Below are 20,248 nucleotides of genomic sequence, written 5' to 3'. Positions count from 1 at the left end.
GACGAGCCCTTGCGGCATCCGCTCACTCTCGGAATCGTGGCTGACTCGCCGCCAGACAGGAAGGGGAGCAACATGCTCACACTCACCGAATCGGCAACCACGGTCGTGAAGGCCATCGTCGCGCAGAGCATCGAGTCCGCCGAGGGAGGCCTCCGCATCAACAGCGACGATCCGGAGGCCACCGAGTTCGCGGTGCGCATCGTCGAGGCGCCCGAAGACTTCGATGCGATCGTCGAACGCGACGGCGCGCGCGTCTATCTCGGCACGAACGCCATCATCGCGCTCGACGACAAGGTGCTCGACGCGGAAATCGGCGACGACGGCACCGCCCGGTTCGCCATCGCGACGCAGGGCTGAGTTCGAGGTCGCCCGGGCGAGCGGCCTACGCCGCCGCCTGGGCGATACCGGCCCCGCGGTACGGGGAGCGGCCCGATCACGGCGTCGACGCGGGCGCCGCCTCGAGCCGGCCGGATGCCACGGCTGCGACGAATGCCTCGAAGTCGCGTTCGTTCTGGTCGGCGTAGCCGACCGCGAAGTCGGCGACCGCCTCGTCGAACCGGTCGCTGCCTCCGAGGTACGCGGCGATCGCCACCCGGTCGCCCGAACGCGCGTGGGCCCGCGCGAGCGTCTCGCCGCAGATGCGCGCGTAGAGCTTCGCCCCGGTCGGCATCGCGTGCTCGACGTCGAAGCCGCCCTTCCAGTCGTGCAACTGTCTCAGGTAGTAATCGCGTTCCACGCCATCATGGCCGGTCACCCGCTGCCAACCGAGGAACAGGTCACTCGCGGCCTGCATCAGGCGCTGCCCTCTGACGACGCGTTCACCGTGATGTTCGTATCGGCTCGGAGCGAGGAAGCGTTCGAGCACCGACGACTGGGACTGTTTCGCCTGCAGCAGCAGCGGGTCGTCGTTGTCACGACCGCGCAGCAGCACGATCCACGCCCTGGTGCCGACGCTCCCGACGCCGACGACCTTCCGGGCCATGTGCACGAAGGTGTACTCGCGCAACGGATGCCTCGCGAGGGGCAGCGTCGCCTCGTAATCACGCAGCAACGCGCGCATCTGCTGTTCATCGTCGTCGCGAGAACGGTCGTCGGGCCGTAAGTCCTCGAGAGGCACGATCAACGGCGGGTCGCCCGTGATTCGCAGGTCACCGTCGACGACGCTCACGAGCTTCGAGAAGGCGCGCATGCCGTCACGGGTTCGGGCCTTCGAGAATGTCGCCTCGGTGCGTTTCACCTCTTCCTTCAGCACCCGGGCCGCCCGATGCTCGTCGCGGACCCATTCGGCGATCTGGTCGGCGTCGAGCCGGTCGTACCAGGCGTCGAGCACGCGCGATGCGGCGGACCGGCGCATCCGCTTGCGATAACCGCGCACCGACTCGACGGTGATCGCCCGTCGCTCGACCTCGGTGAAGCCGAGCTGTCTGCCTGCGACCTCGAAGCTCGCGGCGAGCCGCTTGACGTCCCACTCCCACGGGCCCGGCAGCGTCTCGTCGAAATCGTTGATGTCGAAGACGAGCTTGCGTTCGGGCGTGCCGAAGACGCCGAAGTTCGAGAGGTGGGCGTCGCCGCAGATCTGCGCAGTGATGCCCGAGTCGGCCGTGCCGGCCAGGTCTGCCGCCATGATGAGGGCGGCGCCACGGTAGAAGGTGAACGGCGAGACCATCATGCGGGCGTGCCGGATCGGAATGAGCTCGGCGACCCGGCTCGTCGCCTGCTCCTCGAGCAGGGCCACAGGGTCGGGCCGGTCGGCGGCCGGCCGCCAGTCGGCGTGCGCGCCCCTCGGTGAGCGGCGCCGGGCCGCGCGCCCCAATCGGGCGCGACCCGCGAAGTCGGTCGGCGAGGGTTGCGACTCCTCGGCCTCGGGCGGCGAGATGGCGTCGGATGTCGCGTGGTGCGCGTTCATGGTGCTCCCCCGTTCTTCGTGGCCGCCGGCGAGTTCACGTCACCGGCGGGGCATCCGCATTCTCAGGCCGTCGCCCGAGGACCTCCGCGGGAATGCCGCGGGAGAAGAGCAACGACGCGAGTGCGATCGCGATGAGCGCGAAGAATGCCGTGCGCAGCGACGAGACCTGCGATTCGCTGTAGACGCGGGTGAGTTCTTCGCCCTCGGCCGATGAGAGCCCCGCCTGCTCCGCGATGTCGTCGACATCGGCTGCCGGCACGATCGCCACTCCCGCCTCCGTGCGCTCCGTCACGATCGATCGGACGTCAGCAGGCAGCTCGCTCGACGCCACACCTGCGGCGAACGAGGTGGCGAGCGCCCCGATCAGCACCGAGCCGATGAGCGCCGTGCCGAGCGAGGAGCCGAGGTTCTGGAACACGCCCTGCAGGCCGCCGACCTCGCTCGTCTGCGACTCGGTCACGCTCGACATGTTGACGTTGCCGAGCTGCGATGCGAGCAGGCCGAGCGAGGCACCCGCGACGAACATGCCGCACCCGAAGGCGATGCTCTGCAGTTCGAGGTCGACCGACCCGAGCAGTAGTACCGCGGCCAGCACGAGCGCCACCTGACCCCACCGTACGATGCGCCGCGGCGACCAGAACTGCGACAGCCGGGTGCCGATGATCGAGAAGAGGATGAGCGAGATCGAGAGCGGGAAGATCTTGAGCCCCGTCTCGAGCGCGTCGAGCCCGAGAGTCATCTGCAGGTACACCGGCACCATGAAGAAGAGCCCGGCCGTGATCGTGTACTGCGCGCCGAGCACCGCGAGTCCGCTGCGGAGCCGGGTGATCGAGAACAGCGACACGTCGAGGAGCGGCGCACGTCCCGCGGCCGAGAGCCGGCGCTGACGGCGCATGAACAGTGCGAGCAGCGCGCCGCCGGCGAGTATGAGCCACGCACACAGCGAGATGCCGAGCGGTGCGATCTCGACGCCGCCGATCTCGGGCGACTGGAGCGGAACGATCCAGCCCCACGTCTTGCTCTGCAGCATGCCGAGCACCACGAACACGAGCCCGACAGCCGAGGCCAGCACGCTCCACACGTCGATGCGCACCGTCTGACGGGCGGTGCGGTCGGCGATCACGCGGGTGAAGAGCACGACCACGATCATGATGACGACCTCGGCGACGAACACGTACCGCCAGCTCGCATAGGTCGTGAGAAAGCCGCCGATGAGCGGACCGGCCGCGACTGCAGCGCCCGAGACCGCCCCGATGATCGCGTACGCGGTGATGCGGTCGGGGCCCTCGTAGTTGTCGGCGATGAGTGCCGCGACCGCCGGGATGACGAGCACCGCACCGACGCCCTCGATGATCGACCAGCCGAGGAAGAGGACCTGCACGTTCGGGCTCAGTGCCGTCATGAGCGAGCCGACCGCGTAGATGCACGACCCGATGACGAAGGCCCGCCGCCGCCCCCACACGTCGCCGAGCTTCGCGCCGAGCAGCATGAGCGAGGCCATCGTGAGCGTGTAGAACGTGATCGCCGTCTGCATCGCCGTGACACTCGTGTCGAGGTCTTCGACCACCGTCGAGATGGAGACGTTCATGACGGTGCCGTCGAGCACCATGACGAACTGGGCGGCTCCGAGGACCGCGACGACCGACCACTTGTTCATGTGACCCCGCTTCCGACAACGACGTGGAACGAGCGGTCGGGCGGGCCGGCTGACCCGGGCGACCTGTGGCAAGGTGCAGCCGAGGTCAGTATGGCAGCGGATGCCTCGCGGCGGGCGGTTTCCACCTCCAGTCGCGGCCGCAAGGGGCGGAGTTCAACCGCGCACGAGGCGCCCGTCCGGAAGATTGATGACTCCCTCGGCTGCTCTGTTCCAAACGTTCATGCCCTCCACCGTAGGTTCGCTCGCCACGAGTCACCCTGCCGTGTGGGGACTGTGTGGTTTTCCACACCCGCCGCGACGGCTGCCCCCACTGACTTCTCTCCGCCGAGCTCATACGTTCGATGACATGGAAAACGAGGTCGAAAACCTGAATACGATCGCACAATGGGCAATCTCCCTGATGGAGTCTCTGGGCGCTCCCGGGGCCGGACTGGCGATCGCTGCGGAGAATTTGTTCCCGCCGCTGCCCAGTGAGATCATCCTGCCGCTGGCTGGGTTCACGGCCAGCAGGGGCACATTCGGCATCGTCGAAGTGCTGGTGTGGACGACGCTCGGCTCGGTCGTGGGCGCACTGATCCTCTACGGGCTCGGCGCGTGGCTCGGCCGCGAACGATTGCGGCGTATCGTGGCGCGCGTTCCTCTGGTGAAGGTCTCCGACTTCGACCGGGCGGAGCAATGGTTCTCGCGACACGGCACCAAGGCGGTGTTCTTCGGTCGAATGATCCCGCTGTTCCGCAGCCTGATCTCGATCCCTGCGGGGATCGAGCGGATGCCGTTGGGACGGTTCATCCTGTTGACGACGGCGGGCAGTGCTATCTGGAATACGATCTTCGTTCTCGCCGGGTACTTCCTCGGTGAGAACTGGGGATCCGTGGAACAGTACGCCGACGTCTTCCAGCTCCTCGTGATCGCAGCGGTCGTAGGTGCTGTCGCCGTGTTCGTGGTGCTCAGGCTGCGTCAGCGGGCAGGTGGGAAGATGGCCTCATGAGCGTGAGCGGCGTCACGGTCGGCGGCGACCACGGCGCCACCTTCGCCTTCCGCCGTGCCGGCCGAGCGCTTCTGGCGTCGGTGGCGGGGGCCCTGCTGGTGCCGGCGCTCCTGGTCGCGATCATCGCAGCGCCCGTCTCCACGGCGCCCCCTCGAACGGCTGCACGGTGGGTGGCGCGACGGCTGGACTGGGCCGACGGGAAGCACCGAGATGCGCGCCCCATGGGCGGACGCCTGCTCGGGCTGTTGGGGGTCGAGGCGATCCTCGGGTTGCTTGCCGGATGCGTCTTCGCGTTGATTGTGACGGGACTGGTGATCGTCGTCGACATGGTGGTCAGCGCCGCGACCGGCCGACCCGTCGCCGTCTTCGACGCCGAGCCGGGAGCGGTCACCTGGGTCACGGTCGCATACTTCGTGATTCCCGGGATCGTGCTCGCGTTCCTCGCTGTTTCGGGACTCGCTGGGATCGCATGGCTCGACCGTCGAAGCTGGGCGGCCTTGACACGGCCAAGCCTCGGAGAGCTCTCTCGCGAGGTCTCGCGTCTGCACACGACACTCGACGATGTGGTCTCCGCCGTGGATGCCGAGCGGCGCCGCATCGAGCGCGACATCCATGACGGCGTTCAGCAGCGTGTCGTGGCGCTGTCCATCCTTCTGGCCCGGGCCGAGCGCGCACCGGATGCAGCAGAACGACATGAGCTTCACCAGGAGGCTCGCTCCCAAACACAACAGATTCTCGACGAGCTCAGAAGCGTCGCCTGGCACACCTATCCGGCTATGCTCGCGAGGGACGGCCTCCCAGCCGCGCTCGAAGCCCTCCGCGACCGCACCATCATGCCGATCCGTCTCCACGTCGACGCCGCCGACCTCACGGATCGCGCTGCAGGAGCCGCCGCGTACTTCGTCGCGAGCGAAGCCGTGACCAACGCCATCAAGCACGCAGACGCTTCACGGATCGATATCGAGGTCATTCGCGAGGGAACCGACCTCGTCCTCACCGTCCGAGACGACGGCAAGGGCGGAGCCGATCCCGCCGGCGCCGGGCTGTCGGGCATCAGCTCCCGAGTCGCAGCCCGCGGCGGACGGCTTCGAGTCGAAAGCCCCACCGGAGGCCCGACGATCGTCACCGCGGTGATCCCATGCGGATAGCCCTCGCAGAAGACTCCACACTGCTGCGAGAAGGCATCGCCCAGCTCCTCTCGGCCGAAGGCCACACCGTCACGCATTCGGTCGGGAACGCCGACGACCTCCTCAGGGCGGTCGCATCAGACCCGCCCGAGTTGGTGATCGTCGATGTGCGCATGCCCCCCGACTTCGTCGACGAGGGCATTCACGCAGCACTCCATCTCCGTCGCGAATGGCCCGATGTCCCCGTCATCGTCCTCTCGCAATATGTGGAGCGCCGCCACGCGAGCGAGCTCCTCGACGGCCGCGGCGGCGTTGGCTATCTGCTCAAGGACCGCATCTCGGACATCGGCGGATTCCTCGACGCCCTCAACCGCGTCCGCGCCGGCGGAACCGCGTTCGATCCCGAGGTCATCCGCCAGCTCATCACCGCCAAGAGCGCGCCGGACAGCCGACTTGCCGACTTCACCGCACGCGAACGATCGGTCCTCGAGCTCATCGCCCTGGGCCATAGCAACGCGTCCATCGCCACTCAGCTCTACCTCAGCCAGAGCGGCATCGAGAAGCACATCAACACGATCTTCACCAAGCTCGAGATACAACCCGACACCACGTACAACCGCCGCGTCCTCGCAGTCCTCGCGTACCTCGGCGGGGGATGAATCGGCACCGGACGCAGCGTGGCCGGCGGGCCTCCATTCGCCGGCCGGCTCAGACGTGCACGCTCACCCCGCTGATCGAGGGTGCGCGGCCTCGTTCCCGCGTCGCGTCAGTCGAGCGGCGTCCACTCGTCGGCCGAGACCACGTCGAGCGCCGCGAGTGCCTCGGAGACGGCCGGCTTCGTCTTGCCGCAGACATCGACGGGGTAGCGCACGGAGATGAGCGAGCCGTCGGCGCCCTCGAGCCAGAGCGGTGGCACGATCTCCATCGAGGCTGCGCACACCGTGTCGGGCGGGGCGACGTCATCGGGTGCCGCGAGCGCCCCGAGCAGCGGGCCGAATTCACCCTCGTACCGGGTCATCGTCACCACGACGTCGAGCGCGCCGTCGCTCCGGCCCGCGTCTCGCATCTCGAAGTCGCAACCGAGCGCCGCGACGACGACGAATCCGGCGGGCATCCGCCCGGGTTCGGGAATCGGATCCGTCGCCGGTGCGTCGGGTGACGGCGCGAGCAGCCCGTCGAGCGTGCGGCAGTCGACGGCGTCGTACTTCACGGCCGGGGCATCGGGTTCCTCCACGACGACGGAGGGCAGCGGTGCAGGGGGCTCGGGCAGCGGTGCGGCCAAGAGGTTCTGGGCGCACCCCGACAGGAGCGCCGCACCGGCGACGACGGCCAGCAGCCGCGCCGCGGCAGATCGAAGATAGGACATCCGTGCCTCCCGAGCAGTGAGATCGGCTCTCATACTCCACAACGAACGGATGCCTCGAAACGTTGTGGTCCGGTCGCGAGGATAACCCGGCGAAGGCTCAGACGTGCACGCCCTCCATGAACGGCTCGTACCGGTAACCGTCGGCGTCGAGGATCGCGACGGTCGACTCCGGCACTTCGACGAATGCGCCGGGCAGGTCGTTGAGCGGCTCGGAGACGACGACGCGCGCTTTCTGGCCGAAGAGATGCAGGCGGGGGAAATCCGGGTACATCTCCTGCAGCGTCGGAATGTCCACGGAGTGGAACAACGTGCGCGACTCACCCTCCGACGAGTACCGGAAGGCCCAGATCGTCGCTCCGTCGGCGATGGCGACCGTGCCCTGCATCGGATACCCGATGCCGTGCTCGTGGCCGGTCTCCTCGACGAACCGCACGGCCTTCGTCATGCCTGCGATCGGGTCGTCGAGGAGCCCGAACGTCAAGGCGAGATGGAAGAGCACCTCCGAGTCGGTCGTACCCAGGATGTGGGGGTAGAGCGACGGATCGACCGCGAAGGTGAGGTCGCGCTTGATCTCGTGGAAGCCGTGGATCACTCCGTTGTGCATGAAGAGCCAGTTGTGGTGGCGGAACGGATGGCAGTTGGTGCGCTGGATCGGCGGACCTCCGGCCGCACGCACGTGGCTGAAGAACAGCGGGCTTTCGATCGACTCGGTGATCTCGCGGAGGTTCTCGTCATTCCAGGCCGGTTCGACGCTGTGGAACGTCGACGGATGGCTCCCCGCCGTCGAGCCGACGGGATACCAGCCGACGCCGAAGCCGTCGCCGTTGACCGTTTCGGCGCCGAGTGGCGAATCGAGTGACTGCGCGACGAGCGAGTGCTGCGCGTCGAGGACCACAAGGGAGGGTTGGAGCGGTTCTCCCGAGTATGCAAGCCAGCGACACATGCGACTCAACTCCTTCGTCGGCACCGACAGGGGATGCGGTCAGCCTAGCGCCGTCACGAGCATTCCTCACCGTTTTGCTTCGCAGTGACGCACCGCTTTCGCCCTGTTCGACTCCGTTCGTGGCACGCAGGGTTTCGTCAGCCGGCAGGTGCCGGTTCCGCAGGTGCAGCCGGTTCCGCGGCGATCGGGCACTTCGCGAGTTCGCGCATCTTCGTGGTGGCCTGCTCGAACGACCACGGCAACTCGACCAGTGGCAGTTCGTGGCCGGCCGCCGCACCCGCCTTGGACGCGAGCGAAGCAAGCGCGAACGCCGTCTCACGCACGAAATCCGCACCCGACGTCGAATTGTTGAGCGCCACGACGACGGTGAGGCCGCTCTTCGGGTCGGTGAACGCCGCGGTGAGCGCCCCCGTCGACTCCCCCGCGGTTCCACGCAACGGCCCGTACTCGGCCCCGCCGAGCCCCCACCCGTACCATGCGGGGGTGTCGGCGCCCATCGGGACCAACGTCCACTGCGTGCGAACGGTGCTCTCGTCGAGCAAGGCGCCGGACGCGAACGCGGCGCTCAACCGGCGCGCGTCTTCGAGGCTCGACACGGCGCCGGCGGCCGCTCCGCCCATCGAGCTCGATTGCGAAGTGTCGTCGCGACGCACCGCACAGTCGATCGCGCCGTCTTGCGCGATCGCAGCGGAATAGGCGCCGAGGCTGTCGTCGAGCTCGGTGACGGTCGGCGACGGGAGCGAGGTGTCGTCGAGATCGAGGGGGTCGAAGACGTAGCGCTCGGCGAGCTCGTTCCAGCTGAGCCCCGTGCGTCGCTCGAGTGCCATCGCCAAGAGCAGGATGCCCGTGCGCGACTGCGCCCACTGCTCACCGGGTGGCCCGGGGCGCGGCAGCGCGAGCCCGCTCGAGAGCAGCTCGTTCGGCGGCCAGATGCGTTCGGGGTTCGCGACGAAGTGGGTGCGCAGGCTCGGGTAGTAGTCGGCGATGCCGGAAGTGTGCAGGCACAGCTGCCTGAGTGTGATGCCGTCGAGGCTCGGCACCCAGTCCACGTATTGCGCGACCTCGTCGTCGAGCTGCACCTGTCCCTCGTCGACGAGCCGCAGCAGCACCGTGCACGTCACTTCGGTCGTGAGTGTGCCGAGGTGGAACCCGGTGTCGACCTCGACCGGCGCTGGCGTCTCGCTGAAGTCGACGGTGCCCGAGGCACCCGTCCACTCCCCCGACCACGGCGACCACGCGCCGGCGATGCCTCCGCTCGATCCGCTGAGGGCGACGGCCTCGTCGAGCACCGCCTGCAGCTCACCGGCGAGTTGCTCGCCGAAGGCGGCATCGACGGGATCGAGATCGGCCATCGGATCGACCGAGCCGCCGGTGCAGCTCGTGATCGTCAGCGTGAGCGCGCCACCCATCGCCACGGCGAGAAGCCCTCGCCGCCATTTGCCCCTAGCTCCTGCAGCCACCAAGCTCCCCTCAGCCGTGTGCCCACTGAAATTGTAACCTGCCGTTACGGTAGCGCCCGTGCAGCCGGGTCTCCGCCGCCGCAACGTTGCGCAAACGCGACGCGGTCAGCTCGGCGACGACGCGATCTCGCGATCGGCGCCCGACATGAACCGCTCGACATTGCGGTCGACGATGATGTCGCTCGGTCGCAGCGGGCGGGCCAGGTAGAGCCCGTCGAGCGAGGTGAGCCGGCTGAGCGCGACGTAGGTCTGGCCCGGGCTGAAGACGCGCTGGCCGAGGTCGATGATCGCGGTGTCGTAGCTCGCGCCCTGCGATTTGTGGATGGTAACCGCCCAAGCCAGTTTCAACGGGAACTGGGTGAACTCGGCCACGATCTGCTTCTCGAGCTTCTTGCGCGTCGAGTCCCAGGTGTACTTGTACTTCTCCCAGGTGACCTGCTCGATCTCGTGCTCCTCGCCGTCGATCTCGACGCGCACAGCCCGGTCGAGCGAGGTCACCGTGCCGATCGTGCCGTTCACCCAGCGCTGGCCCTCCGGCCCGATCGCGGTGTCGTTGCGCAGGAACATCACCTGCGCGCCGATCTTGAGTTCGAGGTTCTCATCGGCGGGAAACGCGCGGCCGCCGAAGTCGCCGTTGACCTCGGCCTCGTTGCCCTGCGAGTGCCCTGGCAGTCGGTGCAGCTGCGTGCGGTTGATGCGGTTGACCGTGTCGTTGCGGGTCGCGAGCGTGATCGCACCCTGCTCGGGCAGGGGGCGGCGGGCACCCACACTGTTCAGCACGCCGGCGATCTCAGCGGTGACCCGGCCGTGCCGCACCGCGTTCAGCATGAGCTTGAAGTCGTCGTCGTGCTGGCGGTGGATCTCGCCGAGCTCGAAGATGCGCAGATCGGTCTCGCGCCAGACCTTCGCGTCGAAGAACCACATCGAGTCGTAGGTGTCGGCGAAGTAGGCGCGCTCGTCGGCGTCGCCCGGCACCGGCGCGAGTTGATAGGGGTCGCCGAAGAGCACGACCTGCGCGCCGCCGAACGGTTCGAGCGGCCGCTGCCTCGCCTGTCGCAGCGAGCGATCCAGCGCATCCATCAGGTCCGCGTTCACCATCGACACCTCGTCGATGACGAGCGTGTCCATGGCGTTCAGAATCTTGCGCACCGTGTCGTTCTGCTCGATGACGTGGTCGGCGATGACCCCGATCGGCAGCCGGAACAGCGAGTGGATGGTCTGGCCGCCGACGTTCAGGGCCGCCACGCCCGTCGGCGCGCAGATCACGATCTGCTTCTGCGTGTGCCAGTTCAGGTGATTCAGCAGCGTGGACTTGCCGGTGCCCGCGCGGCCCGTGACGAAGACGTGCTCACGGGTGCCTTCGATCGCCTGGAACACCGCCGCCTGCTCGCGGCTGAGGGTCACGTTCTGCACTGGGGCGCTTTCGATTCGGCGAGCGGATGCCGCGGGGCGGGTGTTTCGCTCCCACTGTAACCGTCTCGCCGTGGGGCCTGCGCGGCGCTGGGGATATCCTCAGGCCCGGCCGCTGCCTCCCACCTAGACTTGGGCGGGTGGGGAGCTCCGGAGTGCGCGGTAGTCGGGTGTCGCCGCTGTCCGTCGCCGGTTGGGCCGGGCTCGCGGTGCTCGTCATCGGCGCCTTCTTCGCCGCGCTCGGTGCCCTCAACCAGACGGTCTACGGTGCCCAGAACTTCATCGAGCGCTACCTCACGGCCATCGCGAACGACGACATCGCGACCGCCTCGACGACCCCGGGTGTCGCGCTCGATGCCGAAGAGCTCGAAGCCCTCGGGCTGCCGGCGAACGTGTCGACGGCGATGCTCCGCACCGGCGTCGTCGAGTCCGGCCCCGAAGACATCAGCATCGTCAGCGACGTGGCGCACGCCGACGGCATGCACACGGTGACGGCCACCTACCGACTCGAGACCGCGATCGTCGAGGCATCCTTCGACGTGCGACCCATCGCACCGCTCTACGGCGTGCTGACCCGCTGGGAATTCGCGGTCAGCCCGCTCGCCGTGATCGACGTGACCGCCGCGCACAACCCGCTCTTCACTGTGGGGTCGCTCACCCTCGACTCTCGCGCGACGAAATCCGGCGACGAGCTCGCCGCGTTCACGCAAGTCACGCCGTACCTCGCGATCGCACCGGCGGTCTACGAGTTCTCGTATAGCTCGGTGCTGCTCGAAGCCGTGCCGGTGTCGGTGCAGGCGGATGCGTCGGCGCGTGTGCCCGTGACGGTCGACGCGCAGCCGACCGCTGCGTTCGTCGAGCGGGTGCAGGTCAGGGTCGACGACTTCCTCGCGAAGTGCGCCACGCAGACCGTGCTGCAGCCGGCGGAGTGCCCGTTCGGCATCGAGATCGACGACCGCGTCGTCGGAGAGCCGGCGTGGAGCATCGTGAGCGTGCCGCAGGTCACCCTCACCCCCGGCGAGTCATCGTTCGACATGCCGCCGACCGAGGGTGTCGCGCACATCTCGGTCGATGTGCAGTCGCTCTTCGACGGCCACCACTTCACGCTCGAAGAGGATCGCCCGTACACGATCGCCCTCTCGGCGACGATCCAGCCCGACGACACCATCGCGATCCAGCTGAAGTAGCCTCCGCCTGCCTCGCCGCCTAACTGCGGCCGTCGCGCTCGGCGATCGCCGCGAGCTGCGCGTTGTACGCCTCGAGCTCGGCGTCGCCCGTACGGTCGGCGTGCCGGTCGCGGCGCTTCGACTCTTTCTCGTCACTGCGCGCCCACTGCACGGCGACGGTGATCGCGAGCGCCACGGTCGGGATCTCGCCGATCGACCAGGCGATGCCGCCGCCGAGCTGCTGATCGATGAGCGCGTCGGTGCCCCAGCCCATCGCGCCGTACCAATCGGCGAGCAGCAGGCCCGTGCTCGACATGATCGTGAGTCCGAAGAACGCGTGGAACGCCATGGTGCCGAGCAGCAGCACCAGCCGGAACGGATACGGCAGGCGGTACGGCACCGGATCGATGCCGATGAGCGACTGTACGAACAGGTAGCCCGTGATGAGGAAGTGGACGATCATCCACTCGTGCCCGATGTGGTCGAGCATGGTCCAACGGAAGAGCGGCGAGTAGTAGAAGACCCACAGCGACCCGGCGAAGAGCACCGCGGCCACGATCGGGTTGGCGATGATGCCGGCGAACTTCGAGTGCACGGCGAGCAGGATCCACTCGCGGCCGCCGCGACTGCCGTCTTTGCGGGCACGGATGGCGCGCGCCGCGAGTGTCACCGGGGCGCCCGGCACGAGCAGCACCGGCACCGCCATCGTGAGCACCATGTGCGCGAGCATGTGCGCCGAGAACAGGTACTGCTCGTAGACGTTCACGCCGCCGTTGGTGATGTAGGCGAGCAGCAGCAGGCCCGCGACCCAGAGCACCGTGCGATAGACGGGCCAACGGTCGCCGCGCTTGTGGAGGCGACGCACGCCCGCGAGGTAGAAGAAGATGCCGAAGCCGCAGGCGAGCAGCCAGATGAGGTCGGGGTTCCACTCGGTGAAGAACCGCGTCCACTCGGGCCACGGCGGCAGCGGCTCGCCCGTCAGGAACTGAGCGGGAGAGTCGGCGACACCGGCGGTGACCTTCTCGGGCACCGGGGGCGCCGTGCGCGCAAGCGCGGCTGCGACACCCGACGCGAGCCCCATGAATGCGAGCTCGGCGACGACGAGCCACCAGAATGCACGCCCACCGCTCGCCGGTCGAGTAGCGCCAGACGCATCGAGACCCGCCGCACCCTTCGCCGGTCGAGTAGCGCCCGACGCATCGAGACCCGCCGCACCCTTCGCCGGTCGAGTAGCGCCCGACGCAGGAGGACGCGTATCGAGACCCGCCGCCGCATCACCGGTCTCGATACGCTCGCTGGCGCTCGCTACTCGACCAACGGATGCCGCACCCCGCGACATCCGCCCGATCAGGAACCGCCGCTGGGCCGCACCGAACAGTCCCAACGCGATGAGCGCGACGACCTTCGCGACGACGAGCATGCCATAGGGCGTGAGCAGCTGATCCCATTCGCCGATGCGCAGCGCCGCGCTCGCGTACCCCGACAGCGCCACCACGATGAAGCAGATGAGCGCGACCGTCGAGTAGCGGGCCAGCACGACGGGCAGCCGCTTCGCGCCGAGCTCGCCCTTCAGCAGCACGATCGTGACGAGCCCGCCGAGCCACACGCACGCGAACACGAGGTGCAGGCCGAGCGCGGTGATCGCCGCCGCATGCCCGGCCGCCCCGGCGGCGTGCCCCTGCTGCGCGAGCGGCACGAGCGACGTGACCGCGAGCACCGTGACGAACACGAGGGCGGTCTGGTTGCGCACCGCGAAGCACAGCACGGTGACGGCCGCCGCGACGAGCGTCGTGGTGAGCAACGCCTGCCCGAGCGGGATGGTGGTGACGAACTGTCCGAGCTTCTGCCCGAAGGAATCACTCAGGTCGAACGGCACTGCCGTCACGAGCAGGAAGGTGAAGAAGCCGGTCGCGGCACTCGCGACGGTCATGACGGCAGCGGATGCCGCGGCCACATCGAGCGCGAGATCGAACTCGCGTCGCTTCGGGCTGAGTGCCCACACGGCGAGCACGAGCGCACCGATCATGCCCGCAGCGCCGAGATTCACGAACAGCTTGGCCACCGGCACGCCGTAGCGGGCGATCGGTCCGGGATCCTGGATCAGCTGCTCGGCCGCTCCCCCGCCGAAGGCGAGGCCGGAGAACGTCGCGGCGAGGGCGACGGCGATGAGCGCGGCAGGACCGAGCACTCGAACGGAGCGGGGCACCGAACCAGCCTAGACGGCGGCGCCTGAGCGCCCGAAACGAACGATGGGGCGCGCGGCTCACGCCGCACGCCCCATCCGGAAGTCGCAGTTACTTCGCAGCAGCCTTGAGCTTCGAACCAGCCGAAACCTTGACCGAGTAGCCGGCCGGAATCTGGAGTTCGGCACCCGTCTGCGGGTTGCGGCCCGTACGTGCAGCACGGTGCGTGCGCTCGACGGCGAGCCACCCGGGAATCGAGACCTTGGTGCCGGAGCCCACGGACTCGGCGAGCGCCTCGAAGAGACCGCCGAGAACGGCGTCGACGGTGGCCTGGCTCTGTCCGGTCGACGCTGCGACCTTCGCGACGAGCTCGGTCTTGTTGAGCGACTTGTCAGCCATTGAATGTCCTCCTCGGACCTTCGCTGTTCGGTACAGCATTTGTGAGTTCTCGGGAACGATCGTTCAACCGCCCCCATGGCCGATCAGGCCGCTTCGAATGTAGCAGAGACCCCCGGAATCCCGCGGATTTCCGGTACTTTTGGGCAACTCGGTTCGGCGTGTCGCGCAACGTTCGCTCTCGGCGTGCGTTCGTGACGGTGATGCAGCGACGAACGGTCTCCTCCGGAGACGACGAACGGGACGCCCCGAAGGACGTCCCGTTCGTGTGAAGCCTGGTGCTGACCGGCTCGCGCCAGGGCGCGAGTCGATGTGCTCGGCTGCGCCTACTGTCGTCGAGTTACCAGGACGACTTCGTGATGCCGGGCAGCTCGCCGCGGTGCGCCATGTCACGGAAGCGGACGCGCGAGACGCCGAACTTCGTGAGCACGCCACGGGGGCGGCCGTCGATCGCGTCACGCGAACGCACGCGGATCGGCGATGCGTTGCGGGGCAGCTTCTGCAGGCCCTGACGAGCGGCCTCGCGGCTCTCGTCGGTGCCGTTGGGGTCGACGAGCGCCTTCTTCAGTTCGAGGCGCTTCGCGGCGTACCGCTCGACGATCACCTTGCGCTGTTCGTTGCGCGCGATCTTGCTCTTCTTCGCCATGTCTAGCGCTCCTCTCGGAAGTCGACGTGCTTGCGCACTACGGGGTCGTACTTCTTGAGCACGAGACGGTCGGGGTTGTTGCGGCGGTTCTTGCGGGTCACGTAGGTGTACCCGGTGCCGGCGGTCGACCGAAGCTTGATGATCGGGCGGATGTCTTGTGCTTTCGCCATTAGAGCTTCACCCCACGTGCCTGCATGTCCTTGACCACTGCCTCAATGCCACGAGCGTCGATCACCTTGATGCCCTTGGCGGACACGTTGATGGTGATCTTGCGCCGCAGCGACGGCACGAAATAGGTCTTCTTCTGCACGTTCGGGTCGAAGCGGCGCTTCGTCCGACGGTGCGAGTGCGAGATGTTGTGTCCGAAGCCGGGAATGGCTCCGGTCACCTGGCACACTGCTGCCATTGGTTTCCTCCAATACCGAGGGGCGGATGCCCCTCCCAAGGTCTCTTGTCTGCTGACCTTCCCCACGCGAATGCCCGCGATTTCTCGCGTGTCGTTGATGGGGATTGTCGCGGCATGGGCAGTGGAAGTACCCAGCCAACGAGCCAGCTTACCAGAAAGGCGGGGGCGGCCGAACCGAGCGGATGCCGCGGCGCTCGTCACCGCTCGGCGGGCCCGGCGGGCTCGGCGGGCCCGGCCACGCCGATCGAGCGCCGCGAGAGCAGCGCCGCCACGAGGAAGCACAACGCCCCGACGAGCGTACCGAGGTTCGCCCAGAACGCGCTCACGAGCGAATCGGTCTGCGGCACGACGTACCCGCCGATCGCCGAGGCGCCGAACGCGATCGAGCCGACGAGGTTCAGCCAGGTGCCGTGCCACGAGCGGGCATCGGTGTCCCAAAGCGCGTGACGATCCCTCGTCGCGACCACGGCGAACACGCTCGAGACGAGGAACGCCGCCGAGCCCCACGCGTCGGGTCGCCACCCCGCCCCGAGCCGGGTCGGATCCGCGATGGCCGCGGCGAGCGCGGCCGCCGTGCTGATGTTGAAGAGGAGCGTGCCGACGAACTGGATCGCCGCCGCCCACCAGTCCCAGCGATCGGCCGCGTTCGTTCCCTTCCTCGGCGGGCGGCGGCCGCTGAGGCTCAGCTGGATGAACGCCGCCAGCGTGAAGAAGATCGAGCCGACGAGAAAGGTCACCCCGACGCCGATGGGGCCCGCCCACTCCGCGTAGAACGGCACCGCGCCCACGAAGAAGCACAGCGATCCGATCACGAACCCCCACGCCTCTCGGCGCAGGCGGAGGCGCCGCCGACCCTTGCGATCGGCGGGCGGGATCGCCGCCGAGGCATCCGCTCGCATGCGTCTCGTTCCGCTTAGAAGCGTTGCGCGCTCAGTGGTGGAACCCGGGCTTCTGCCCCTCGGTCGGCATCGGCGAGGAGAGCGCGTCGAGCCACGCCGTCTCGACTCGGATGTCCTCGAGCAGCTCGTCGCCGAGGTCGCGGCTGAGGCCGTTGCGCACGACGATGCGCTGCACCGTGAGGTCGTTCATGTTGTCGGGCATCGGGTAGGCGGGCACGAGCCAGCCCTTCATGCGCAGGCGATCCGAGAGGTGGTACAGGTTCCACTTGTCGGTGTGGCCCGGCTTCAGTCGCCACGCGAACACCGGGATGTCCGACCCGTCGTTCCACAGGTCGAACGCGCCGATCGCGGCGATGCCCTTCGCGAGGTACTTCGCGACGTCCTGGCATTCCTGCTGCACCGCGGTGTAGCCCTCGTGCCCGAGGCGGAGGAACTGGTAGTACTGCAGCAGCACCTGCGCGCCCGGCCGCGAGAAGTTGAGGGCGAGGGTCGGCATGTCGCCGCCGAGGTAGCTCACCCGGAAGATGAGCTCTTCGGGCAGCGCATCGAGCGTGCGCCACACGACCCAGCCGACGCCCGGGTAGACGAGCCCGTACTTGTGCCCCGAAGTGCTGATCGAGTGCACCCGCTCGAGGCGGAAGTCCCACTCGATCTCGGGCTGCAGGAACGGTGCGATCATGGCGCCGGATGCCCCGTCGACATGGATCGGCACATCGAGACCCGTCTTCTCCTGCAGGGCGTCGAGGGCCTCGGCGATCTCCTTCACCGGCTCGTACATGCCCGTGTACGTCACGCCCATGATCGCGACCACGCCGATCGTGTTCTCGTCGACGTATTGCTCGATCTGGGCCCCGTCGAGGGTGGGGTGTTCTTCCGAGATGGGCACGAGGCGCATCTCGACCTCGAAGTAGTTGCAGAACTTCTCCCAGCAGACCTGCACGGCCGAACTCATCACGAGGTTGGGCTTCTCGGTCGACTTGCCGGCTGCACGCCGGGCGATCTGCCAGCGACGCTTGAAGGCGAGACCGCCGAGCATGCACGCCTCGGAGGAGCCGATCGTCGAGGTGCCGATCGAGTCGGCGACGTCGGGCACGTTCCAGAGCGACGCGAGCATGCGCCAGCAGTTCTCCTCGATCGCGGCGGTGCGCGGGTACTCGTCTTTGTCGACCATGTTCTTGTCGTACGACTCGGCGTACAAGCGGTCGGCTTCGTCGCCCATCCAGGTCGCCACGAACGTCGCGAGGTTGAGGCGTGCGTTGCCATCGAGCATCGTCTCGTCGTGCACGATCTGATAGGCCGTCGTGGGGTCCATCTCGCCATCGGGCATCGTCAGCCTGGGGGCGACGGATCGCACTGCCGTCCTCGCGAATGTCGGAGCGAGCACGCTCGGATCGTGGGCCATGGTCGGTCCTTCCCGTCAGCCCGGGGCCCGGGCCCACGCCGCACGCGTGCCCGCCGGAGGGCAGTCGACCTGAAGTGCCGGGCCCCCCGGGCCGGATCACCATCTCGCCGAACATTACGCCAGCGCGTTCGCGGCCGATACCCCTCGGCATGACGAAGGCGGGTGACGGATGCCGCGGCATCCGTCACCCGCCCTGTTCGCCTCGCGCTACTTCGTGAGCGAGTCGACGTACTCCCGGTTGTCGGCGATCCACTCGGCTACGACCGCGTTGAAGTCGCCGTCGCCTGCACCGGCATCGTCACCGTTGAACATCGCGTTCTCGAGCGAGTGCAGCAGATCGGAGTCCATCTCGAAGCCGCGCAGCCAACCGGCGAGCGTCGGGAGTTCCTCCTCGATGTCGGACCGCGCCTGGATGTGGATCTCCTCGGCGGCGCCGTATGCGCCGAGCGGGTCCTCGAGCACCTTGATCGGGAACGCCTCCCACGCCCAGTGGGGACTCCACAGCGTCACCGCGATGTTCTCCCCCGCCGCCGTCGCCGCCGAGAGTTCGGCGAACATCGCCGGACTCGACGACTCGATGAGGTCCATCTCGTCGAGCCCGTAGGCGGGAATGACCTCGTCCTTCGTGAGGCGGGTGAGCCCTGCACCGGGCTCGATGCCCACGATGCGGTTGTCGAACAGATCGGCGTTCTCGGCCAGCTCGTCGAGGGAGTCGATCGGGGCATCCTCGTTCACAGCGATCATGTTGCGCCCGCCGTCGTTCCACGAGCCGAGGTCGACGAGGTCGTCGCCGTACTGTTCGACGTAGTCCTCGTGGGTGACCGGCAGCCACGAGTCGAGGTTCAGATCGTAGTCGCCGGTCGCGATGCCCGCGTAGACGGGCGCGGGGTCGGCGTAGGCGAGTTCGACCTCGTAGCCCTGCTCGGTGAGCACGGCCTTCCAGAGTTCGCTCGCGGCGATGCCCTCGTCCCAGCCGTTGAACACGGCGATCGTGACGTCGGCGCGGTCTCCGTTCTCGACGGTCTCGGCCTCGCCTGCTGCGCAGCCGGTGAGGGTGAGCATGGATGCCGCGCCGAGAGCGATTCCTCCGACGATGGTGCGGGACTTCATGTGTTCCTTCCTCCCGCAGCCGTGCGGGATCCCCGGCGTGTCCGGGGTCGATCCGCCCGCCGCTGTTCGGCGGGAGGTATGGCACAGGCGGCGGCCCCGTGTGGAAGCCGCCGCCTGTCGTGATTGCCGAGCGGATGCCGCTCGATTGCCTGACTACTCGGTGAGCGAGTCGACGTACTCCTGGTTGTCGGCGATCCACTGCTCGACGACCGGTGCGTAGTCGTCGGAGTCGGCGCCGCTGTTGAACATCGCGTTCTCGAGCGAGAAGAGCAGCTCGGAGTCCATCGCGAAGTTCTTCAGCCAGCCCGCGGCCGTGGGGTAGTTCGCCGCGAAGCTCTTGCCGCCGAAGGAGTGGATGCCCTCGGCGTCGCCGAGGGTGCCCTCGGGGTCCTCGAGGTCCTTCAGCGGGAACGCGTCGTAGGCCCAGTGCGGGCGCCAGAGGGTCACGGCGACGTTCTCGCCGTTCTCGGTGGCCGCGGTCAGTTCGGCGAGCATCGCAGGCGTCGAGCTCGTCACGTACTCCATCTTGTCGAGCCCGTACGTCGGGATGACCTCGTCGGTCGTGACCCGGTTCAGCCCCGAGCCCGGCTCGATGCCGACGAGCTGGTTGCCGAAGAGGTCGGCGTTCGCGGCGAGTTCCTCGAGCGAGTCGATCGGGGCGTCCTCGTTCACCGCGATGGTGAGCTTGGCGTCGTCGTTCCACGAGCCGAGGTCGACGAGGTCGTCACCGTACTGCTCGATGTAGTCGGCGTGCGTGATCGGCAGCCAGGTGTCGAGCGTCACGTCGTAGTCGTCGGTCGTGAGACCGGTGTAGACAGGGGCCGGGTCGGCGTACTCGAGGGTCACGTCGTAGCCCTGCTCGGTGAGCACGGCCTTCCAGAGCTCGCTCGCGGCGACTCCTTCGTCCCAGCCGTTGAATACGGCGATCGTGATGTCCTTCTGGTCACCGTTCTCGAGGGCCTCGGCTCCGGCGTCGGCGGCGCAGCCGCTGAGTGCGAGAGCGGCGACCGCTCCGAGTGCAAGGGCTCCGGTGAGCATGCGCTTCTTCATGTGTTCCTTTCCTCCCGTGTGCTGTGGCACGGGTGTTGGGGATGGCCGCCTGAGCGGCCTCTTGGGCGAGCGGATGTCGCGCGCCCGAGCTTCGGGGGTGTACTTCGGGATGTACTTCGGGATGTACTTCGGG

Annotated in this window: 20 protein-coding genes; 5 read left to right on the top strand and 15 right to left on the bottom strand. The window is 68.0% G+C overall.

Annotated elements, in window-relative coordinates:
* The first annotated feature begins 72 nt into the window (after positions 1-72).
* Positions 73-357: an iron-sulfur cluster assembly accessory protein gene (locus AC1C2S_RS08660; protein ID WP_495352112.1), complete on the top strand. Its 285-nt coding sequence runs from the start codon at positions 73-75 to the stop codon at positions 355-357.
* A 76-nt stretch (positions 358-433) separates the two neighbouring features.
* On the opposite strand, the gene AC1C2S_RS08655 is transcribed toward AC1C2S_RS08660, so the two are convergent.
* Together AC1C2S_RS08655 and AC1C2S_RS08650 are read right to left on the bottom strand one after the other, a co-directional pair.
* Entirely contained in the window at positions 434-1,906 is a 1,473-nt protein-coding gene (locus AC1C2S_RS08655) for a DUF2252 domain-containing protein (RefSeq protein ID WP_495352111.1), read from the bottom strand.
* A gap of 34 nt (positions 1,907-1,940) precedes the next feature.
* Positions 1,941-3,563: an MFS transporter gene (locus AC1C2S_RS08650; RefSeq protein WP_495352110.1), complete on the bottom strand. Its 1,623-nt coding sequence runs from the start codon at positions 3,561-3,563 to the stop codon at positions 1,941-1,943.
* Between the two features lie 346 nt (positions 3,564-3,909).
* Here AC1C2S_RS08650 and AC1C2S_RS08645 point away from each other — a divergent pair, with 346 nt between their 5' ends.
* From AC1C2S_RS08645 to AC1C2S_RS08635, 3 genes are read left to right on the top strand one after another with little or no spacing between them, the layout of a single operon-like run.
* Positions 3,910-4,551, top strand: coding sequence for a DedA family protein (locus AC1C2S_RS08645; protein WP_495352109.1), 642 nt, complete (start codon positions 3,910-3,912; stop codon positions 4,549-4,551).
* Positions 4,548-5,699, top strand: coding sequence for a sensor histidine kinase (locus AC1C2S_RS08640; protein ID WP_495352108.1), 1,152 nt, complete (start codon positions 4,548-4,550; stop codon positions 5,697-5,699). The genes AC1C2S_RS08645 and AC1C2S_RS08640 overlap by 4 nt, the downstream gene beginning before the upstream one ends.
* A complete protein-coding gene (locus AC1C2S_RS08635) occupies positions 5,690-6,337 on the top strand; it encodes a response regulator transcription factor (protein ID WP_495352107.1) in 648 nt (215 codons plus the stop codon). The genes AC1C2S_RS08640 and AC1C2S_RS08635 overlap by 10 nt, the downstream gene beginning before the upstream one ends.
* A 107-nt stretch (positions 6,338-6,444) precedes the next feature.
* Here the strand turns inward: AC1C2S_RS08635 and AC1C2S_RS08630 are convergent, their stop codons facing one another.
* From AC1C2S_RS08630 to AC1C2S_RS08615, 4 genes are all read right to left on the bottom strand, one after another.
* Positions 6,445-7,044 carry a hypothetical protein gene (locus AC1C2S_RS08630; RefSeq protein ID WP_495352106.1) on the bottom strand — a complete coding sequence of 200 codons (600 nt, stop codon included), beginning with the start codon at positions 7,042-7,044 and terminating at the stop codon, positions 6,445-6,447.
* A 97-nt stretch (positions 7,045-7,141) separates the two neighbouring features.
* The gene (locus AC1C2S_RS08625; RefSeq protein WP_495352105.1) at positions 7,142-7,987 is read right to left on the bottom strand and encodes a class II glutamine amidotransferase; all 846 of its coding nucleotides are present in this window, start codon (positions 7,985-7,987) and stop codon (positions 7,142-7,144) included.
* Between the two features lie 137 nt (positions 7,988-8,124).
* Positions 8,125-9,447, bottom strand: coding sequence for a serine hydrolase domain-containing protein (locus AC1C2S_RS08620; protein WP_495352104.1), 1,323 nt, complete (start codon positions 9,445-9,447; stop codon positions 8,125-8,127).
* A 105-nt stretch (positions 9,448-9,552) separates the two neighbouring features.
* Positions 9,553-10,860, bottom strand: coding sequence for an ATP-dependent DNA helicase (locus tag AC1C2S_RS08615; RefSeq protein WP_495352103.1), 1,308 nt, complete (start codon positions 10,858-10,860; stop codon positions 9,553-9,555).
* A 137-nt stretch (positions 10,861-10,997) separates the two neighbouring features.
* Between AC1C2S_RS08615 and AC1C2S_RS08610 the strand changes: the two genes are divergently transcribed.
* The gene (locus tag AC1C2S_RS08610; protein ID WP_495352102.1) at positions 10,998-12,044 is read left to right on the top strand and encodes a hypothetical protein; all 1,047 of its coding nucleotides are present in this window, start codon (positions 10,998-11,000) and stop codon (positions 12,042-12,044) included.
* Positions 12,045-12,063: 19 nt separating this feature from the next.
* Here the strand turns inward: AC1C2S_RS08610 and AC1C2S_RS08605 are convergent, their stop codons facing one another.
* The 9 genes from AC1C2S_RS08605 to AC1C2S_RS08565 form a co-directional block, all read right to left on the bottom strand.
* The gene (locus tag AC1C2S_RS08605; protein ID WP_495352101.1) at positions 12,064-14,229 is read right to left on the bottom strand and encodes a bifunctional copper resistance protein CopD/cytochrome c oxidase assembly protein; all 2,166 of its coding nucleotides are present in this window, start codon (positions 14,227-14,229) and stop codon (positions 12,064-12,066) included.
* 88 nt (positions 14,230-14,317) lie between these two features.
* Positions 14,318-14,605, bottom strand: coding sequence for an HU family DNA-binding protein (locus AC1C2S_RS08600; protein ID WP_139415757.1), 288 nt, complete (start codon positions 14,603-14,605; stop codon positions 14,318-14,320).
* A gap of 337 nt (positions 14,606-14,942) precedes the next feature.
* The gene (rpsN, locus tag AC1C2S_RS08595; protein ID WP_495352100.1) at positions 14,943-15,248 is read right to left on the bottom strand and encodes a 30S ribosomal protein S14; all 306 of its coding nucleotides are present in this window, start codon (positions 15,246-15,248) and stop codon (positions 14,943-14,945) included.
* 2 nt (positions 15,249-15,250) lie between these two features.
* Positions 15,251-15,418: a 50S ribosomal protein L33 gene (gene rpmG / locus AC1C2S_RS08590; protein WP_022892462.1), complete on the bottom strand. Its 168-nt coding sequence runs from the start codon at positions 15,416-15,418 to the stop codon at positions 15,251-15,253.
* Positions 15,418-15,654, bottom strand: coding sequence for a 50S ribosomal protein L28 (gene rpmB / locus AC1C2S_RS08585; RefSeq protein ID WP_495352099.1), 237 nt, complete (start codon positions 15,652-15,654; stop codon positions 15,418-15,420). Before rpmB ends, rpmG begins: the two co-directional genes overlap by 1 nt.
* Before the next feature lie 197 nt (positions 15,655-15,851).
* Positions 15,852-16,553, bottom strand: coding sequence for a YrhK family protein (locus AC1C2S_RS08580; RefSeq protein WP_495352098.1), 702 nt, complete (start codon positions 16,551-16,553; stop codon positions 15,852-15,854).
* A gap of 31 nt (positions 16,554-16,584) precedes the next feature.
* A complete protein-coding gene (gene gad / locus AC1C2S_RS08575; protein WP_495352097.1) occupies positions 16,585-17,955 on the bottom strand; it encodes a glutamate decarboxylase in 1,371 nt (456 codons plus the stop codon).
* A gap of 207 nt (positions 17,956-18,162) precedes the next feature.
* Entirely contained in the window at positions 18,163-19,065 is a 903-nt protein-coding gene (locus tag AC1C2S_RS08570; protein WP_495352096.1) for a glycine betaine ABC transporter substrate-binding protein, read from the bottom strand.
* Positions 19,066-19,218: 153 nt separating this feature from the next.
* Positions 19,219-20,115, bottom strand: coding sequence for a glycine betaine ABC transporter substrate-binding protein (locus AC1C2S_RS08565; protein ID WP_495352095.1), 897 nt, complete (start codon positions 20,113-20,115; stop codon positions 19,219-19,221).
* Between the last annotated feature and the right edge of the window lie 133 nt (positions 20,116-20,248).

The organism is Agromyces sp. Y782 (genome assembly GCF_059445405.1).
This window is presented reverse-complemented; position numbering and strand designations above follow the sequence as displayed.